At 42.9% G+C, this 19,927-nt stretch carries 15 protein-coding genes; 3 read left to right on the plus strand and 12 right to left on the minus strand.

Translation table 11 applies throughout. The features are described 5' to 3' along the window. Positions 1 to 166: 166 nt before the first annotated feature. The 8 genes from QO187_RS07585 to QO187_RS07620 all read right to left on the minus strand — a co-directional run bounded on the left by QO187_RS07585 (position 167) and on the right by QO187_RS07620 (position 8,530). Positions 167 to 1,321, minus strand: a complete 1,155-nt coding sequence (locus QO187_RS07585; protein WP_102094875.1) for an FAD:protein FMN transferase — start codon at positions 1,319 to 1,321, stop codon at positions 167 to 169. 123 nt (positions 1,322 to 1,444) lie between these two features. Continuing rightward, positions 1,445 to 2,245, minus strand: coding sequence for an SDR family oxidoreductase (locus QO187_RS07590; protein ID WP_102094876.1), 801 nt, complete (start codon positions 2,243 to 2,245; stop codon positions 1,445 to 1,447). Between the two features lie 169 nt (positions 2,246 to 2,414). Further along, complete coding sequence (gene nqrF / locus QO187_RS07595; RefSeq protein ID WP_102094877.1) at positions 2,415 to 3,650, minus strand: NADH:ubiquinone reductase (Na(+)-transporting) subunit F; 1,236 nt, start codon at positions 3,648 to 3,650, stop codon at positions 2,415 to 2,417. 122 nt (positions 3,651 to 3,772) lie between these two features. Next, positions 3,773 to 4,381: an NADH:ubiquinone reductase (Na(+)-transporting) subunit E gene (gene nqrE / locus QO187_RS07600; protein ID WP_011281361.1), complete on the minus strand. Its 609-nt coding sequence runs from the start codon at positions 4,379 to 4,381 to the stop codon at positions 3,773 to 3,775. After that, the gene (locus QO187_RS07605; protein WP_101204727.1) at positions 4,381 to 5,052 is read right to left on the minus strand and encodes an NADH:ubiquinone reductase (Na(+)-transporting) subunit D; all 672 of its coding nucleotides are present in this window, start codon (positions 5,050 to 5,052) and stop codon (positions 4,381 to 4,383) included. The genes nqrE and QO187_RS07605 overlap by 1 nt, the downstream gene beginning before the upstream one ends. 1 nt (position 5,053) lies before the next feature. Beyond that, positions 5,054 to 5,956 carry a Na(+)-translocating NADH-quinone reductase subunit C gene (locus QO187_RS07610; protein WP_057762167.1) on the minus strand — a complete coding sequence of 301 codons (903 nt, stop codon included), beginning with the start codon at positions 5,954 to 5,956 and terminating at the stop codon, positions 5,054 to 5,056. After that, positions 5,937 to 7,172 (minus strand): NADH:ubiquinone reductase (Na(+)-transporting) subunit B, encoded by a 1,236-nt coding sequence (locus QO187_RS07615; protein WP_057762164.1) that lies wholly within the window; start codon positions 7,170 to 7,172, stop codon positions 5,937 to 5,939. The genes QO187_RS07610 and QO187_RS07615 overlap by 20 nt, the downstream gene beginning before the upstream one ends. A gap of 5 nt (positions 7,173 to 7,177) precedes the next feature. Beyond that, positions 7,178 to 8,530, minus strand: coding sequence for a Na(+)-translocating NADH-quinone reductase subunit A (locus QO187_RS07620; RefSeq protein WP_101204726.1), 1,353 nt, complete (start codon positions 8,528 to 8,530; stop codon positions 7,178 to 7,180). 1,096 nt (positions 8,531 to 9,626) lie between these two features. Here QO187_RS07620 and hisA point away from each other — a divergent pair. From hisA to QO187_RS07635, 3 genes are all read left to right on the plus strand, one after another. Further along, entirely contained in the window at positions 9,627 to 10,364 is a 738-nt protein-coding gene (gene hisA / locus QO187_RS07625; protein WP_102094878.1) for a 1-(5-phosphoribosyl)-5-[(5-phosphoribosylamino)methylideneamino]imidazole-4-carboxamide isomerase, read from the plus strand. 64 nt (positions 10,365 to 10,428) lie between these two features. Next, positions 10,429 to 12,102: a mechanosensitive ion channel family protein gene (locus QO187_RS07630; protein WP_102094879.1), complete on the plus strand. Its 1,674-nt coding sequence runs from the start codon at positions 10,429 to 10,431 to the stop codon at positions 12,100 to 12,102. Between the two features lie 81 nt (positions 12,103 to 12,183). After that, positions 12,184 to 12,465: a hypothetical protein gene (locus QO187_RS07635; RefSeq protein WP_102094880.1), complete on the plus strand. Its 282-nt coding sequence runs from the start codon at positions 12,184 to 12,186 to the stop codon at positions 12,463 to 12,465. A 117-nt stretch (positions 12,466 to 12,582) separates the two neighbouring features. Here QO187_RS07635 and rnr read toward each other — a convergent pair whose 3' ends face one another. From rnr to thrS, 4 genes are all read right to left on the minus strand, one after another. Beyond that, positions 12,583 to 14,859 carry a ribonuclease R gene (gene rnr / locus QO187_RS07640; protein ID WP_101204722.1) on the minus strand — a complete coding sequence of 759 codons (2,277 nt, stop codon included), beginning with the start codon at positions 14,857 to 14,859 and terminating at the stop codon, positions 12,583 to 12,585. Positions 14,860 to 14,998: 139 nt separating this feature from the next. Continuing rightward, positions 14,999 to 16,243: a toxic anion resistance protein gene (locus tag QO187_RS07645; RefSeq protein WP_057762157.1), complete on the minus strand. Its 1,245-nt coding sequence runs from the start codon at positions 16,241 to 16,243 to the stop codon at positions 14,999 to 15,001. Positions 16,244 to 16,648: 405 nt separating this feature from the next. Continuing rightward, positions 16,649 to 17,152: a translation initiation factor IF-3 gene (gene infC / locus QO187_RS07650; protein WP_057762155.1), complete on the minus strand. Its 504-nt coding sequence runs from the start codon at positions 17,150 to 17,152 to the stop codon at positions 16,649 to 16,651. Between the two features lie 23 nt (positions 17,153 to 17,175). After that, positions 17,176 to 19,110 carry a threonine--tRNA ligase gene (gene thrS / locus QO187_RS07655; protein ID WP_102094881.1) on the minus strand — a complete coding sequence of 645 codons (1,935 nt, stop codon included), beginning with the start codon at positions 19,108 to 19,110 and terminating at the stop codon, positions 17,176 to 17,178. Positions 19,111 to 19,927 lie beyond the last annotated feature (817 nt).

Consider the following 19,927-nt stretch of genomic DNA (forward strand, 5'->3'; position numbering starts at 1 on the left):
TTAGTAGTGTTGTCTAAGTTCATGACAGCTAAGCACCGTTAATAACAACTGTATAATAGTATAGCAAATTTTAGTGCAGCTCGTTGTGCGTTAACGTATTCTCTTGTTTCACATCTATCACTTACCAGTGGCTTGTAGAGTATACCGTCTAGAGCTTAGAGAACGTTTAGAGCTTTTTATCAGCACGTAACGCTTTCATCGCTGGTGTCTGTACCACCTGCCAGTCGTCAATGTCATCGTCAGCAGCTTCGTTAGACATATCGTCAGAACCTTTTGCTTTTACATCATCAGCTAGCACCACAAACATGGCCGCCAGATTTTGTGTTTTAGCGACATCTAGTGCCTTGTGATAAGGCATCGCGGTAAGGGCAGTTGCCCACGCATCCGCCAGTGCAACCGAATCAGCTGCGACAGTGACTGAAGGTGCGCCGCCTGCAATAGGGTTGCCCGTTGTCGGATCGATAGTATGGCTATAGCGTTTGCCATCGAATATGACAGAGTTACGATAGTTGCCAGAGGTCGCTAAATGCATTTGACTAGCCGTATTCTTGGGCTGGCGAATAGCAGATACGGTTTGGCGTTCGCTGACCGTGCTGCCTTCAATAGGAGCGTCAATCGCAATTTGCCATGGCTGCTGCTGGTTGTTCACACCAGAGGTGGCAATTTCACCGCCGATCTCAACCATATAGTTACGAATCTGGTAATCATCTCTCAACACATCAGCGATGACATCGACGCCATAGCCTTTGGCAACGGCAGAAAAATCTAAACCAACGCCGTCTTTGGTCTTATAGATGGTGTCGTCTTTCTTTATGATGCTCTCAAAATCGACCAATGCTTTTGCTTGAGCAATCTCTACTGCGGTCGGTGGACTTTGTAAACGCTCGACCGTCATGGTACTTCCAAAGCCCCAGGTGTTTACGAGTGGCATAACGGTAGGGTCAAAAGCACCGCCTGATTGCTGATAGACAATTTGCGAGACATCTAGCACACGACTAAAATCAGCATCGATAGTGATAGGTTTGTCTTTGCCCAAACGGTTGAATGTAGATATTGTTGAATCGTTTTGATAGGTAGACATGCTATCGTTAATTTGTTTTAGGCGCTCGTCTACCGCAGCTTGTATGGCAGCTTCGTCCGCATCATCAGGCAACTGATAGCTAATATGGTAGCTCGTCCCCATCGTCTCACCGATCAGATAGTTATAGTCTGGGGTTTGCTGGCAAGCGCTGAGACCTAAAGTACTGGCAAGGCTGACGACGCCTACTAAGGTAAGGTGTAGAGGTTTTTTGGAAGATAAGCTGTATATAGTGTTTTTCATAATATTTTCGGTATGGCGTAGAAATGAGTAGGGTGTAAAACAAGCCACGCTTATTTTACACCCCTTGAACCCAAAAATACTAATGAAGGCACCATTCAGCGACAATTCGTTCGGTTGATCGAATTATTTTACTTGTGACTCACGTATGAGCTTATAGAGTTGTGGCGGAGAGACGCGGTTGACCCGTGTTGCCAGTTTTTCTTTGCGACCAGCGACGATAATATATTCTTCTTCCTTGGCGAGCGCCTTCACAACTTGTTTAGCAAACTCAGTCGCAGTTAGACCATTATTGGTTGCCTCATCCATCGTACCTTGTGCGCTACCATCGCCAGTCAATGCATTGATAGAGATGTTGGTCTGAATAAACCCGGGGAATATCGTGGCTACTTCGATACCTTGGTCATGTAGCTCAGCGCGCAAGCTATTTGCCCACATATGCAGTGCCGCCTTGGCTGCTCCATAAGCGCCGCGATATTGTGTACCTAATAGGCCTGCCACACTCGAGACCATCACGACTTTGCCGCCACCTTGTGCAATCATGTCAGGCAGTGCCAGTCTAGTAAGGCGCGTCTGAGCAAAATAATCTATTTCCATGATTTGACGCTCGACCTCTTCATCGGTATCCATGATAAGTGCGCGTTGACTGATACCGGCATTATTAATCAGCCAATCGATCTTTCCTACTTGAGCTAGTGCCATCTCATAAGCGGATTTTGCTTGACTGGAATCACTGATATCAAAGGGAATGACAATATGTGTGTCAGCACGCTTGCAGCGTTGTTTGACTGTGTCTAATCTGTCCTGATCGCGTCCACTTAAAATAATCCGAGCACCTTTTTTGGCAAAGGCTATGGCAAGGGCTTCTCCAATACCGCTAGAGGCACCTGTAATCCAAATGGTTAGATCTTTGTATTTCGTTTTCATAAGAGTCCTTTCTCAATGTTTAGATAGTCCATCATATAGGATAATAAAGCGACTCTACTAGCTAGATTTGTAGTCTGTAACGGCATTACTATGTGTAAAAATCGCACAAAAAAAGAGCCTCAATTGAGACTCTTTTACATACACTTTTAAGTTTATCTGGCGGGGTTATTTAACCACCGAAATCATCAAGCATGATGTTTTCGTCTTCTACGCCCAAGCTGTGTAGCATATCGATCACAGCAGCGTTCATCATCGGTGGCCCACACATGTAGTATTCACAGTCTTCTGGGTTTGGATGATCTTTCAGATAGTTTTCGAGCAACACGTTATGGATAAAGCCTGTTGGACCTTCCCAGTTATCTTCTGGTAATGGGTCAGACAGAGCCACATGCCATTCAAAATTGTCAAACTCTTCTTCTAGCTGATCGTAATCTTCAACATAGAACATTTCACGAATCGAGCGAGCACCATACCAGAAACTGATCTTACGATCTGTTTTCAAGCGCTTGAGCTGATCAAAGATATGCGAGCGCATGGGAGCCATACCAGCACCACCACCGACAAAGATCATTTCAGCTTCAGTCTTCTTGGCAAAGAACTCACCATAAGGACCTGAAACCGTCACTTTGTCACCAGGTACTAAGCTAAATACCCACGAAGACATTTTGCCTGGTGGAATACCGTCAGGACCACGTGGCGGTGGACTTGCGATACGGATGTTAAATTTGATGAGGCCTTTCTCTTCAGGATAGTTGGCCATTGAGTAAGCACGGATAACTGGCTCATCAACTTTTGAAACATAGTTGAAGATACCGAATTTTTCCCAGTCTTCTCTATATTCTTCATCAACCACAAAGTCTTTGTAGTGCACTTCATGCGGTGGCGCTTCCAACTGTACATAACCACCAGCGCGGAAGTTTACTTCTTCGCCTTCTGGAATTTTTAGTACCAGCTCTTTAATGAAAGTGGCAACGTTATCGTTAGAGATAACTTCACATTCCCATTTCTGTACATCAAAGAACTCAGGGTCAATCTCAATTTTCATGTCTTGCTTAACAGCTACCTGACAAGCTAAGCGCATGTGATTGCGGATTTCACCTTGAGTAAAGTAGCCTTCTTCGGTGGGCAAAATAGAACCACCACCTTCAATAACGCGGCAACGACACTGCGCACAAGTACCACCACCACCACAAGCTGAAGATAAAAATATACCTTCGCCCGCTAGCGTTTGTAGTAGTTTGCCGCCAGCTGGTGTCACCACATCATTATCGGGATTATCATTAATATGGATAGTGACATCGCCTGAACTGACCAGTCTTGAGCGCGCCGCCAAAATAATAGCGACGAGGCCCATGATGATCAAGGTAAACATAGCAACGCCACCAATCGCCGTAGCGTAATCCATGGTAGGTATCCTTAATCTATGGGGTAGGGGTGTGGGAGCATAATCTATGCTGTACCCAAACCTCTACCGAATAAATGAATTAAATAAGTCAAATAGCTAATGAAAGCTTTGAGCTTAGCGGTTTAGATGGACATACCACCGAACGACATAAAGCCGAGCGACATAAGACCAACCGTGATAAAAGTAATACCAAGACCACGCAGCGGTGCTGGAATATCTGAGTATTTTAGCTTTTCACGGATACCCGCCAATGCTGTAATAGCAAGTGCCCAACCGAAGCCTGCACCCACACCATAGACAACAGATTCACCAAAGTTATAGTCACGCTCAACCATAAATAATACACCACCCAAGATGGCACAGTTTACGGTGATTAGTGGTAAGAATACCCCAAGCGCGTTATATAGACTCGGTACAAACTTATCCAAGAACATCTCTAGGATCTGTACGGTGGCTGCAATCAAACCGATATAACTTAGCAATCCTAAGAAGCTCAAGTCGATATCAGGGAACCCTGCCCATGCCAGCGCACCATCTTTTAGGATGAACTGGAATAGTAAATTGTTTAGTGGAACGGTAATTGCCATCACGACAACAACAGCAACACCTAGACCAATCGCTGTAGAGACTTTTTTGGATACGGCCAAAAAAGTACACATGCCTAAGAAGTAGGCAAGCGCCATGTTCTCAATAAAGACTGAGGTTATAAATAAACTAACATAATGTCCCATTAGTGACCGCCTCCATGTGCCATGCCTTTAGACTGCGGCTTCATTACAAACTCAGCTTCTTCAACTTGTTCTGGTTTCCAGATACGGACAACAGCGATGAACAAACCAATGATAAAGAACGCTGATGGTGGTAACAGTAATAGACCGTTTGGTATGTACCAACCGCCATCAGTGACTGGCTGTAGAATCGTAATACCGAACCAAGTACCAGCACCCAATAGCTCACGGATAGTTGCAACGAATAGTAGTACTGCTGAGTAACCAAGACCGTTACCAATACCATCTAAAAAGCTTGGGACTGGTGGGTTGCTCATAGCAAATGCTTCGGCACGGCCCATAACGATGCAGTTCGTGATAATCAGACCAACGAAAACTGACAAACCTTTACTGACGTCATAAGCAACTGCTTTTAGTACCTGATCAACCAAGATAACCAACGAAGCAATAATCGTCATCTGTACGATGATACGAATGCTTGATGGAATCTGCTTACGGATAATCGAGATAAAGAAGCTTGAAAATGCCGTTACCAAGGTCAATGCCACACACATGACCATAGCGTTAGCCATGCTGGTGGTGACAGCCAATGCCGAACAGATACCAAGGATCTGTAGGGCAATAGGGTTATTATCAAAGATAGGCGTGGTTAAAATGCTTTTAGTGTCAGCCATGTTATGCCTCCTTGCCGTTTGCTACTGGTAGCTTGGCTGCCAATTCGGTTTTAGGTTGAGCTGCCGGCTTTGATTGATTTGCTTGCGTGTCTGCACCTTCAACCGTTTGGCCGCTCTTTTCGCGTAGCGTATCTAGATAAGGCTTATAACCTTGCTCACCTAACCAAAACTGAATCATATTGCTGACGCCGCGGCTAGTCAATGTCGCACCGCTGATGCCATCAACCCAGTTTTCTTTTGGGTTACCAGCTTTGGTTACACCAGTGGCAACGTTACCATTCTCGTCATAAGACTCGATACCGCTCCACTTTGCACGCCATTCTGGCTCTTCGATACGAGCGCCAAGACCTGGGGTTTCTTTATGCTCGTAGAAACTGATACCTTTGATGGTATTCATATCACTTTCGAGCGTTAAGAAACCATAGATAGTGCCCCATAGACCGTAGCCCTGAATTGGCAATACAACCGTTTCTGGCTGACCGGCATCATCATTTTTGACATAGACTTTGGCATACTTTGGCTTACGACCAATACCAGCAGGATCGTTGTCACCCAAGTCTTCACTTAAAGCTTGGTTTTTTGTCGCTTGACTGGCGTCATAAGCATTACGATCAGGGATGCCAGCAGTTTTTAGCGCATCGTCATCGAGATAAGTACCTTCGTTTAGATCAATAATTTTGACTTCAAAGTCTTTAAAACGTTCGGCGACATCATCTGCTGTATCAGACTCAGCGTCATACATATCAGCCGCGACTAAGATGTTTTTGTTACGGTCTAAACGAGCGTTTTCAACTTGCGCAGGCTTTAGACCAACAGCCACTGCTGAGACCAACACTGAACACACCAAGCATAGCGTCAAAGCCACACTGATGGTTTTCGCGTTATTACTTTTGGGCTTGGACATAGCGAACCCTCCGAGCGGTTTGGCGTTTGATATTTGCTTGAGTCACAAAGTAATCAAACAATGGAGCAAATAAGTTGGCGAATAGAATTGCCAGCATGATGCCTTCTGGGAAAGCAGGGTTGATGACGCGAATCAATACGGTCATAAAACCAATCAAGATACCGTAAGCCCAGCGGCCTTTGTTTGTATGCGCAGCTGATACTGGATCGGTTGCCATAAATACAGCACCGAAAGCAAAGCCACCGATAACCAAGTGCCAGTAGAACGGCAAGCTCATCATCATATTGTCTTCAGAGCCAATCATGTTGAATACAAGAGACGTCGCAATCAGACCGACCACACAACCTGCCATAATGCGCCAAGAAGCAATACGCGTCCATAGCAACACTGCCGCACCCATTAGGATAGCTAGCGTCGATACTTCACCGATACTACCTTGCATGTTACCTAAGAATGCATCACTCCACGTGATGGCATTACCATAGACATCGACGAAGTCCTGAGGAACCACACCAAGGGCTGCAAGGCCAAGAGGGGTTGCACCTGAGAAACCATCTACTGCTGTCCATACTGAGTCACCAGACATATAGGCTGGATAAGCAAAGTATAAGAATGCACGACCCGATAGGGCAGGGTTAAGGAAGTTTTTACCAGTACCACCGAACACTTCTTTTGCGACAACCACACCGAAGATAATACCTAGGGCGACTTGCCATAAAGGAATATCAGGTGGTAGACATAATGCAAATAGAACTGAAGTCACAAAGAAACCTTCGTTAACTTCGTGTCCACGGACGACAGCAAAGATAATCTCACAAAGAATACCTACCGCAAACGTCACGATATAAATAGGCAAAAACTGCATCGCACCATAGACGAAACTTGCCCAGATACTGTCTGGATTATAGCCTGCCATGCTAGTGATCACAGTACGCCAACCTTCTGGCTGCAATCCAAGCTGAGCGATAGCGGTTAGTGCTTGATGACCAATATTGTACATACCCCAAAACATCGCTGGGAACGTACATAGCCATACGGTAATCATAATACGCTTTAGGTCAATCCCGTCACGTACATGCGATGATGCATAAGTGGTTGAGCTTGGTTGACGTAAGAACGTATCAAACATCTCAAAAATAGCGTAGTACTTTTCGTGTTTGCCGCCTTTGGTGAAAGATGGCTCCATACGATCGAACATATTGTGTAAAAATTTCATCGTGGTTAGCCCTCCAGCTCAATGCGCGTTAAGTTATCACGCAAAATATCACCGAATTCATATTTGCCAGGAGATACAAAGGTGCATAGTGCCAAATCTTCTTCGTCCAGTTCAAGCACACCCAAATCTACTGCGCTAATGATGTCTTCGACAATCAATGCACGTAGTAATTGAGTTGGTAGGTAATCTTGTGGCATGACTTCTTCATAGACACCGATTGGTACCATGGCTCGTGGTGAGCCGTTACTGGTCGTAGTAAAGTCGTATTTTTTGCCACCAAAAAACTGCGAAATATAGATAGGCAGTTTTGAGAAGCGGTTTTTACCTGGAGTAAAGAAATGGAACGCAGGACGCTCACGACCTTCAGTCAAGACGCTGATCTGATTGTGAAAACGACCCAAATAGGCGATGTTTTCAAACACTTTGCGACCAGACAATACTGAACCTGAAATGATACGGTTCTCGCCAGCAGCCAGCTTACCTTTGGTTAATGCAGTGATATCAGCACCGCGCTCAGTCATAACCAACTGCGGGTTAGTGACCGCAGGTCCTGCTAAGCTCACCATACGGCGCGTATATAGACGACCTGTCGTAAATAATTTACCGATGGCGATCACGTCTTGATAACCAATCGTCCATACGGTTACACCGCGGCTGATAGGGTGCAAGAAATGAATGTGCGTACCAGCAAGACCAGCTGGATGCTTACCAGCAAAACCATGATACTCAGTGACGTTATTCGCTGCAGTTTTTGCAACTGGCGTCAGTTGGGTATCGCCGTGATGGCAGACAAAGGTCTTTGGACTAAGCGTAGATAATACAGCAAGTCCATCATTGAACGCTTGTAGCTGCTCATTGATCACAAGCATCGGGTCAAAGGCAAGTGGATTGGTATCCATTGCTGTGACAAAGATGGCATGTGGACGAGCGCCGATTTCGGGTGCGCGGCTATAAGGACGCGTACGGAACGCCGTCCATTCACCAGAGGCAATCAGTTGGGTTTCAACGACTTCAGAGTCTAGGTCAGCAAGCTGCTGTGAGTCATAGCGCTCAAAGTCTACTTCTTCACCATTTGGGTCGACCGCAATCACAAGACTCTCAAACACTCGACGTTCGCCACGTTTAACAGCGACGACCTTACCGGCAGCAGGGGCAGTGTAGATCACGCCAACACGTTTTTTGTCTTCATAAACGGGCTGACCTTTGGCTACAATGTCACCTTCTTTGACATTCATAGTGGGCTTCATGCCCACATAATCATAGCCAACAAGTGCTACATGTGTCGGTTGGTGCTCAGATATCTCGCGGGAGGGTTCACCAGTGATGGGCAAATCCAAACCTTTTTTGATGGTAATCATAAGCGAAAACTTAGTCCATAGTCTAAAACGATACCAGACGTCCTGTTTGGTATATCGGTAGCATGAACATTTGTATCACTCAACAAAGCCTTCAATCGCCTATTTCCTTTATAGTGAAATAGGGATGAAAGCTCTGTGAAGACAATACATGATCATAACTACTAGTAAGAGTATTAACGCTGACCTTAGACTCCTTAACAACACGTTAATGTCTTATTCGAATTACCAAAGTGGCGACTGGCTACCAAGGTGTATGCTAAAACCGTTTCATCGAAATCAATCGCTACAGCGCATGGCTAAAAGAGACTGGTTTAAATACAAATGGCTTTATCACACGTTTCATTGAAATTTAAAACTTGTAACACCAGTATGTTTGACCCTCTCTCGTTCACTAATATCGTTCAAAGATATTCGATAGAATAAGAGTGTGGCCAAATAACGATCTATTAAGGTAGATGATATACTGGTTAAAAGACAAACTAGCTAAGCAACTGATAAGCAAACCTCACTTATTATAAGCTGCTATAGTTTTAATCGTAACGGTTTTAATATAGTTAGCTAGTGATAGGGACTTGCAAGACATCTAATTAAGGTTAAATACCGCAGAATCGATGGTTTAGAGACTATTGGTTGAGATTTTTTCAGATAGTCCTTTTTAGCAATTTCTTGGCCAATATTTTATTGGCGTATTGAACGATTGCTCGATCCATCCTGATCACCATGCTGTATTAGTGAGCTGTAACAACTCAACAAAAAGCGTAACACATGGTTACTATCACATAGAAACAAATAAAAATTTACCTAGGATTATACGCTAAATTGACCTAAAATTGCCAGTCAGTAATAGAATTTAACGATTGTTGGTAGTGATTCTACGTACTAAAACTTATGGTTATGATTGTCTAGTTTCTGTCTTTCTTATTTGTATTCAAACAGATTGCTAACTTAGCGATGTCTTGGTTTTCGATCTGTCCATAATTTATGCTACTTTTAAGCAGCGTTTTCTATCGTTATTTGACGCTTCAATAACGTTTCATTCTCAAAATTTTAATTTACTAAATTTATTGCCAATCTTGTGCTTTATAAGGAATGCTATATGTGTGCTGTGCCTGTCATTATCCCGGCTATTGATTTAAAAGATGGTAAGTGTGTACGTTTAAAACAAGGCCGTATGGAAGATGATACGGTGTTCTCAGATGACCCAGTTGCCATGGCAGCGCGTTGGGTAGATGAAGGCGCGCGTCGCTTACATTTGGTCGATTTGAATGGTGCTTTTGATGGCGTGCCAGTACATAGACAAGTAGTCAATGATATTACCAAAGCCTACCCGAACCTGCCTATTCAATTGGGCGGCGGTGTACGTAACATGAATACCATCGAGCAGTATATTACCGCAGGTTTGACGTATATCATTATCGGTACAAAAGCCGTTGAGGATCCTAATTTTGTCGCGGAAGCTTGCCGCGAATTTGCAGGGCATATCATCGTCGGTATCGATGCCAAAGACGGTATGGTAGCTACTCATGGCTGGGCAAACGTGACAGATACCAAAGCGACCGAGCTTGCTAAGCGCTTTGCAGATGTAGGCGTGTCATCAATCGTTTATACTGATATCGCCCGTGATGGCATGATGCAAGGAGTCAACGTCGAACAAACTGTTAATTTGGCGCGTGAAGGCGGATTACCTGTGATTGCATCAGGCGGCGTTACTGATATGAAAGATATCGAGCTGTTAAAGCCGTATGGTGATTGTATCGAAGGTATCATCACTGGTCGTGCTATCTATGAAGGCACGTTGAATTTGAGCGAAGCGCAGCTTTATTTAGATAGCTAAATCCAGATAGCCAGTTACCAACAACAAGCTAAGCGAGAAAATCCGTAAAAAATAAAGGATGCTTATGGCCACTTATATTGACCGTCCGATAGTACGCATTTTTATAAAAGCGTGGGGTCAAATAGTGTTGCTACTAAGCATCCTTTTTGCGTTTTCAGCGCATGCTGCCAGTGAAGAAATTTCTGGTATCGCAGCAGCACTAGGTATGGAGACAACTGAAGGTGTAGAAACGACAGAGGAAAGCGTATCTAACGATAATTCTGCCACATCAGAAAATGAAACATCAACAGGTGATACAACAGAACTTGACAGCTCATTGCCAACGCCTGCTCCACCGCCAGTAATCAGTGGCGAAAGCACTAATAATGCTCAAATCGAGACTACACCCACACCGCAAAAAGACAACGACATTCGTCAACGTATCAGCGGTATTTTCTCTGAAATCGAAGGCTTACAAGCCGTCAACGTTAGTGTCACCCAAGGGGTCGTTACCCTAACGGGAGAAACAGCCAACGAAAAAAAAGCACAACAAGCTATTAACCTAACCAACCGTCTAACAGATGTCGTCACTGTAGAAGACAGAATTAACCGTACACTAGATGTTCAAGAGAATGTCTCAACGGTCTATCAAGGTCTAAAAGCGCAGGTGACCAATCTTGTGAAGGCGCTGCCGCTACTATTGGTCGGCATTGTTATATTTGCCTTGGTAGCATGGTTTGGCAGCTGGTTATCTAATCGCAAAAAAATGTGGCAACGTCTGACGCCCAATCCATTTGTCGCTGAGCTGCTGTCACAAACAGTCAAAGTCATCTTTATTATCTTTGGTCTGATTCTAGGACTAAGTCTTATAGGTGCAGAGACTATTTTAGGCACATTGCTTGGTGGTGCAGGTGTCATTGGTATTGCGGTTGGTTTCGCAGTCAAAGATACTATCGAGAATTATATCGCTTCACTAATGCTGAGCATTCGCCAACCTTTTCGTGCTCGTGACCATATCGTGATTAATGGGCAAGAGGGCATCGTGGTTCGTTTGACCTCGCGCGCGACGATACTGATGACATTAGATGGTAATCAGTTACGTATTCCTAATGCTGAAGTCTTTAAAGGTACGATTCTAAACTATACCAAAAATCCTGAGCGCCGATTTACTTTTGAATTGGGCGTTGATGCCAATGATGATCCATTAGCAGCAATCAAAGTCGGATTGGATGCGATACATACGCTGGCGTTTGTGTTGAATGAACCAAAGGCGATTGCGGTTATTACCAATGTGGGTGATTCTAATATTGTTTTGGAATTTCAGGTTTGGGTAGATCAATCAGAGACTGACTTTGCCAAAGCACGCAGTATCGCCATTCGTGAAACCAAGCACGCACTAGAAGATAAAGGCTTTAGCTTACCTGAGCCTATTTATCGTCTGCGCTTCAACAATAAGTTAGAAAAAGCCTTTGAGCACATGCAAAGCAGTGTCAGCAATGCTAATAATGTTCAATCTGATATGACGATTACGCCGACGATTCCTGAATCTGCTGAAAAAAATCAGGTCAGCGAGAGTCATACGGATGACCAAGATAAAAAACAAGCCAAGGCTCGAGCCAAAACCATTCTGCAAGGTCGCAGTGCTAATGATGTTCTCGATGCCCGTCCTGACGATAAGCTGATGGAAAAAGTCGAGCAAGAGATTGCTCAAAGCTCAGATGAGACGGATTTATTGAATAATAATAGTCCTCAAGAATAGATATTAAACGTTAAATAAAGTTTAGGCATAAAAAGTGCAACAGAATCTATATTTGGTAGTTATTCAAATACGGGGCTTTTTATGGAAATGAAACACGTCATTATCTTTGCAGTAATTGGTATTGTGGCATTACTCGGCTTCAACATCATCAATGGCAATAGTCGCGAACAAAATAGAGAGATCGCAGCCAGTAGCGTAGCGGCTGAACAGCCTGATTCTACAGTAGCTACCTCTGATACAGATATTACTAGCCAGCCACTTAGTCAACAGCCGAAAGCTATCGTAGATAGTGCTACTAGCAAAATTGATCAAGCGCAGCAAGCCGAGCAAGACCGTGTAGAGCAATTAGACGATGCGCAATAGGCACAATAAATAGCTATATCATTGATGATTGAAAAGTACACAGCATAAAAAAGGCTAACGATTACGTTAGCCTTTTTTATTGTATTACAACATCAGTATCTAAGTATCAGTCTAAGCTTAGCTTTTTTTGGCAGCGCCTCTGCGGTTGCTGCTTCTTTTCGCTGGGGTTTTCTTAGGCTGTTCTTTCTTCGGTTGACCTTTTTTGCTTTGGTTCATTGCACTAGATTGCAATTTAGCCTTCAAATCAAAATCAATTTGTAGCAGGTCCATGTTGACACCCGCAACCTTCACCTTAACTGAATCGCCCAGTCCAAATAGCGTGCCTTTATCCTTACCGATAAGCTGCTGTTGCTGCTCATCGTAGACAAAGAAGTCATCGCCAACGTTTGAAATATGAACCAAACCGTCGATATATAAGTCAGTCAATGTGACGAATAGACCAAAGCTAGTAACCGTAGTCACAACGCCTTCAAATTCTTCACCGACATGATCGGTCATATAGTGACACTTGAGCCAAGATTCTACATAACGTGATGCTTTTTCTGCACGGCGTTCTGTATCTGACGTTTGTGTACCAGCACCTTCAAGAGAAAAGTCCATAACAGGCTGTGGGCTGTTGGTAACTTTTGCCTTAATCGCACGATGCAGCATCAAATCTGGATAACGACGAATTGGCGAGGTAAAGTGGCTATATTCGTCATATGCTAAGCCAAAGTGACCAATATTGTCAGGTGCATAATTTGCTTGCATCATTGAACGCAGCAGCATGCTATGAATACTGATGGCATCTGGTCTGTCTTTGGTCGCTTCGATAATCCGCTGATAATCCGCTTGCGTTGGATTCTCTTCGGGGAATGGTAAGCCAAAGTTTTTTGCATATTCATGAATACGCATCGACTTCTCATTATCAGGCTTATCATGGTTACGATATAAAACTGGTAACTCATGCTTAAGCGCGAAGTTTGCCGCACAAGTATTGGCAAGCAGCATACATTCTTCGATTAGCTTCTGAGAGTCGCCACGAGTGCGTGGTAAAATCGCTTCGATTCCGCCTTTCTCGTTAAACTTGATATACGTTTCAACTGTTTCGAATTCCATTGCATGACGTTCTTCACGCTTTTTAAGCAGTAGCTCATACAATTGATGTAACGTATCAACAGATTTTTTAACGTCTTTATTACCTGTCAGTGATTTAGGTAATCTCTTATCATTTGGGTTCACAAGATAATCATTTACTTGATTATAAGTTAGACGTGCTTGTGAGTGCATCACTGACGGATAGAACTCATATCCAGTCACTTTACCGGCACGCGATATCTTGATATCAGCAACCATACATAAGCGATCTAGATTAGGGTTCAATGAACATAGGCCGTTAGATAATACTTCAGGCAACATTGGAATCACGCGATGCGGGAAGTATACTGAAGTACCACGCTCATAAGCATCTTGGTCAAGTGGTGAATTCGGTGTCACATAATAGCTGACGTCCGCAATCGCAACCACGACACGGTAGTTACCACCAGAACGCTTTTCAGCAAATACAGCATCGTCAAAGTCACGAGCATCTTCGCCATCGATAGTGACAAGCGGTAGATGACGTATGTCTGTGCGGCCTTTTATGTCTTTTTCGGTTGGCTCCTGATAGTCATCAGCTTGTTTAAGCGCAGCTTCGCTAAAATCTGATGGAATATCATAGTTGAGCAGGGTAGTCTCAATAATCAATTCACGATCATTATCGTCAGACAGCACTTCAGTGATTTTACCAGTGGCAAATTCATGCTGGTTTGGCCAGTCAATGATATCGACTTTAACAGGAGCGCCTTGTTTGATATTTAGCGCCTGAACATTGTCATCAGTAACCGTAATCGGTTGATGATTGTTCGGGCTACCAAGCTCAACACAATAGCCGTCTTCATCACGAGCAAGTGTACCGATAAAGTTGTTTTGGCGGCGTTCGACAACATCGACGATACGCCCTTCGGTACGTCCACGATTGTCTGTCGAAGTGCCGACGGCTGCTACCGTGTCGCCATTGAATACCCAGCGCATTTGTTTTTCATGTAAAAACAAATCTGGCATATCACTTAGCACCACAAAACCAAAACCTTTTGGATGGGCAGACACTGTACCTGAAACGATATCTTGCTTGGTCACTGTGCGATAGCGATAAGGACGACCATCACGATTCACTTGGCCATCACGTGCCATTGCTTTTAGACGATTGCCCAAAGCGTCAAACTGATCAGGGTCATCAATGTTAAAGGCTTTTGCCAATTGCTGATGCGTGACTTCCCCATGTTCATTAATCGTGCTGAGTATCAGCTCACGACTAGGAATCGGGTTATCATATTTTTTTGCCTCACTTGAGGCGTTTGGATCATTCCAACTCATAAATTACCGTATCTATTTTTAAAATTATTAATAGTGGCTATCTTAACACGAACGACGTTGCAATATCTTGCGTCAATTGTCTTATGTGTATTCGGTAGCAGGAAGCGGTCAGTTTTCTGGCGACCGCTATAGGGATAAATCAAATATCGATATCGACATTGCTCGATTGGTTAGTGATTTTTTTACTATCCAACTCTTTTGAGACTTCTAACACCGTAGTCTGATTTGATTTATCCAAGTATTTTTGTGCTTTATCTACTTCAGTGGTCAATGTATTGACCGTTTGCTTCATATTCTCTAGTGCTTCAATTTTATAATTGCTAATCATATCCATAGTGTCATAGACATTATTGAAGGCATTTTGCAGTTTATCAAGCTCAATGCTACTGCTGGTCGCCTGCTCATGGATTTCACCTGACTGACGCTTGAGCATCGCTGAAGTTGATTCAATCAAACTACTGGTGGTTTTATTCAAAGCAGTGATTTGATCTAATACCAATTTTTGATTGGTCATGGCTTGAGCAACGACAACAGCCGTGCGTAGTGCAGATACCGTCGTCGTGGTTGCGCGATCGACACCTTTAATCAGCTCTAAGTTATTACGGCGAATGGTATCAAGCGCCAAATAGCCTTGTACATTCACTGCTAACTGGGTTAAAAAGTCAGTGTTTTTTTGACGGACATAGAACAACATCTCTTCTTTAATGATGCGCGCTTTTTCTGGATCTGTTGCTTCTATCGCATAGACCTTCTGCTCAAGTTGCTCATCAATTTTTTTGCCAACATAGACATACTGGCGAATAGACTGCATCAGCTCCCACATATTGACTTTTTCTTGCTCAATCATCGCATTGTCTTTGAGCAATTCATCTTTACCATTGTAGAGACTGGTAACGACCGCATTGATATGTGATTGTGCTGATTCATACTGACGGAAATAATCTTGCACCTTATTGCCGAAGGGAATGAGACCGAACAACTTGCGTGAGCTGGTCAGCTCTTTTTTGCTCGGATCTAAGTCTTCGACAATCCCGCGTAGTTCCGTCAATGATTTGGCGATAGGAGAGTTGTCGAATAAACTGTCATTAAGACTTTTTGCAGGCAAATCTAACATTCGATTAGATACTTGCGCAGATTCACGAATCTCTTTGGTACCTAGATTATGAATAGACTGCACATTTTGTCGAAACTCATCGCTATGCACAGAGTTGGTAAGCACATGATCAACAAAAGCATCAACCTTGGCATCGAGCTCAGGAATTTGGCTTTCATCCAATTTGACCATCTGATCTGCTTCACTTTTCTGTATTTCTTTGACAGGTTCAGGTGCTGTTAGAGAGATACTGGGAGTTGTAGCGTTTTCTGGTGGCGTCAATTCTTGCATGAAATATCCTCTGATATCGGAGAAGGGAAGTGTTTTTTTCAACGACTCTGACAGTCGTGATATACATTGTTTTTATTTATACACTTAGCTTTTATACATTTATAAAATGTTTTTAGCTCGTACTAATTTTTATCAAATGATCATTAGTTACTGCTAAATACTAACTAGTAAATATAACTAGACCTTTAGATTACCGTGTAATCAGAAAGTTGAGAAGGTGGGTTTTGTAAAATAGCGTCAATCAATGATGCTAGGCTATTTATGTTCAATATAGCTGCGTTCATTACTGCCGTTTTTGAGTCCAAATAATAAAAAACCATCAATATCCCGCAGCATATTGATGGTTAGAGTTATAAATAGCTATATAGACTAACAGCCACCACTCAAAGCAATCCAATAAACAGATTACTTTTTCTTAGTGGGTCCAAGCAGCATACCCATCTGACGACCTTCCATCTTAGGGTACTGTTCGACGTTTGAGATATCAGCAGTATCTTCAATGATACGATCAAGTTGTTTGCGACCGATGTCTTGGTGCGCCATTTCACGTCCGCGGAAACGGATGCTAATTTTAACTTTGTCTTGATCTTCCAAGAAGCTCACGATTTTTCTCAGTTTAACCTGATAATCGGCCTCTTCGGTACTAGGACGTAGCTTCATCTCTTTCAGCTGAGTCTGCTTTTGGTTCTTCTTAGCTTCTTTAGCCTTTTGCTTTTGATCATAGAGGAAGTGCTTATAATCCATGATCTTACATACTGGCGGCTTAGCTTCAGGAACTAATTCAACCAAATCTAGATTTTCATCACGTGCCGCTTTCATCGCGGTTGCGATATCAACCACGCCCATTTGCTCGCCATCTTCTTTAACGAGACGGACTTCTTTGACATTGATATCTTCGTTGATGTTCAAACGGTTGGACTGTTTAATAGGTATTACTCCTCATCTGTTTTTGGGGTCTGTCGGCCTTTTTTACTGACAGCGGTCTGTACTAATGTAATAAATTCAGAAACACTCATCACGCCAAGGTTCTCACCTTCACGAGTTCGGACGTTGACACTGCCCGATTCGACTTCTTTATCCCCTAATACTAGCATATAGGGAATACGTTCTAATGTTTTCTCTCGTATCTTAAATCCAATCTTTTCGTTACGCAAGTCGCTAATAGCGCGCAAACCTGCATTTTTAAGCTCGCTAACTACGTTTTCGCATGCATCAGCCTGTTTATCGGTGATATTCATGACCACAACTTGCTGCGGTGCTAGCCATACTGGCATCCAACCGGCATAGTTTTCGATCAAAATACCGATGAAACGCTCAAACGACCCTAAGATTGCACGGTGCAACATAATAGGTACTTCACGATCGTTTTGCTCATTGACGAACTCTGCATCTAGTCGTTCAGGCATATTCGGATCAACCTGAATAGTGCCACACTGCCAAATGCGTCCTAATGAATCCTTTAGACTAAACTCAATCTTTGGACCATAGAATGCACCTTCGCCAGGTAAGTAATCCCAGTCTAGCCCTGAGCTATCAAGCGCATCTGCAAGAGCCTTTTCTGCAAAGTCCCAAGACTCATCACTACCAACACGTTTTTCAGGGCGGGTAGAAAGCTTCATAATGATATTGTCAAAACCAAAATCTTCATAGACAGCGAGCGTTAGCTTAATAAAGTCAGCAACTTCTTGTTGAATCTGTGCTTGCGTACAGAAAATATGCGCATCATCTTGCGTAAAACCACGTACACGCATCAGACCATGTAATGATCCTGATGGCTCATTGCGATGGCAAGAACCAAATTCAGCCATACGTAATGGTAGATCACGATAAGACTTTAAACCTTGATTAAACACTTGCACGTGACAAGGGCAGTTCATCGGTTTTACTGCATAATCACGGTTTTCGCTAGAAGTCGTGAACATATTGGTTGCATAGTTGCCCCAATGTCCTGAACGCTCCCACAAGCTGCGATCAACGATTTGAGGTGTCTTAATCTCTTCGTAGCCGTTATCGTATTGTACTTTGCGCATATATTGCTCAAGTACTTGATAAATCGTCCAACCATTAGCATGCCAGAACACCATACCTGGCGCTTGCTCTTGCATATGAAATAGGTTCAGCGCTTTACCGATTTTACGATGGTCACGTTTTTCTGCTTCTTCAATACGCTGGATATAAGCTTTTAGCTGTTTCTTATCAGCCCACGCAGTACCATAGATACGTTGTAACTGCTCATTTTTCGCATCGCCGCGCCAATAAGCACCTGACATTTTGGTCAGTTTAAATACTTTTAAAAAGCGCGTGTTTGGCACATGCGGGCCACGGCACATATCCACGTATTCTTGATGATGATACAAACCGAAGGCTTCTTCACCTGGCATATCATTAATAAGCTTTAACTTATAGTCTTCGTTACGTGATTCAAATATCTCAATCGCTTCGGCACGGGGCGTCATTTTCTTGATAACGTCATAATCTTGCTTGATCAGCTCCATCATGCGTTTTTCAATCGCTTCCATATGCTCAGGCGTAAATGGCGTTTCACTAAAGATATCGTAATAAAAACCATCATCAATAACAGGACCAATGACCATTTTCACATCAGGGTAGAGCTGTTTAACAGCATGACCTAACAGGTGAGCGCATGAGTGACGAATAATATCAACACCGTCGTTGTCTTTTGGCGTTACGATTTCAACATTGGCATCAGCGACGATAGGATCATGTGCATCTACTAGATGACCATTTACACGTCCAGCAACCGTCGCTTTAGCGAGTCCTGTCCCAATACTTTGCGCCACTTCCATGACTGTTGTATGACCTTCAAAGTCTTTTACACTACCATCGGGTAAAGTAATCGCTACCATAATCTATTCGCCTATTATTGGGTCCGTTGGCAGTGATGATTGCAACCATCAATCATATAACCGTGAGACCACATCAATTATATCTAATCATCGTGATATGTTGTGAAAGGGACGCATTACCTAGAGTTTTACTATGACTATCTAAGCTAGAGCTGATGTAAGGCTTAAGGCCAGTTAATCAATAGCATTGCAGCAAAATGCATTTCGCTATATGAATAATACAACAGCCAACATATATAAGTAATGCAGCAAAATACCTATTATAGCAAAAACCGTCTCTCAACACTAGATATCAAGGGATTGCGCGACGACTAATATAAGAGCCATATCTTATGATAAAGGTAGTATCAAATACTGAACTATATAGGACAATATATTGAAAGCATCATATAACCCCGAATAACTTAGCTTCTATATAGTGCTAGTTATATGAATATCAACATTCAAAAACATCATAGATCATCTGCTTAAGAGAAATATGTAAGAATATCAAGATGAATAAGTCCAGTTATGAGGATTAGATAAAGCTGGTCTTTAATGGAAACTGATGAACTAAATGGTATTGCACACTAGTATTAAAGAAAATAGAAATCCTCAGTTTTATAACCCATTGAAAGAAATACAGATTTGTTTCTCTCTTAAAATAAGTTCAAAAACATTAATAAAACGGGTTGACACAAAAGTTAAACCGTCTATAATACGCACCTCATCAAGACGAGCTGGAAGTAGCTAGTGTGTAGATTACACATTAATAACCCAGTTAACTTGTTGAAACAAATTAAAAAAAGAAGTTGACAGACTATTAAAACATGATATG

This window comes from Psychrobacter sp. Arc9, assembly GCF_041431295.1.
Classification (GTDB): Bacteria; Pseudomonadota; Gammaproteobacteria; order Pseudomonadales; family Moraxellaceae; genus Psychrobacter.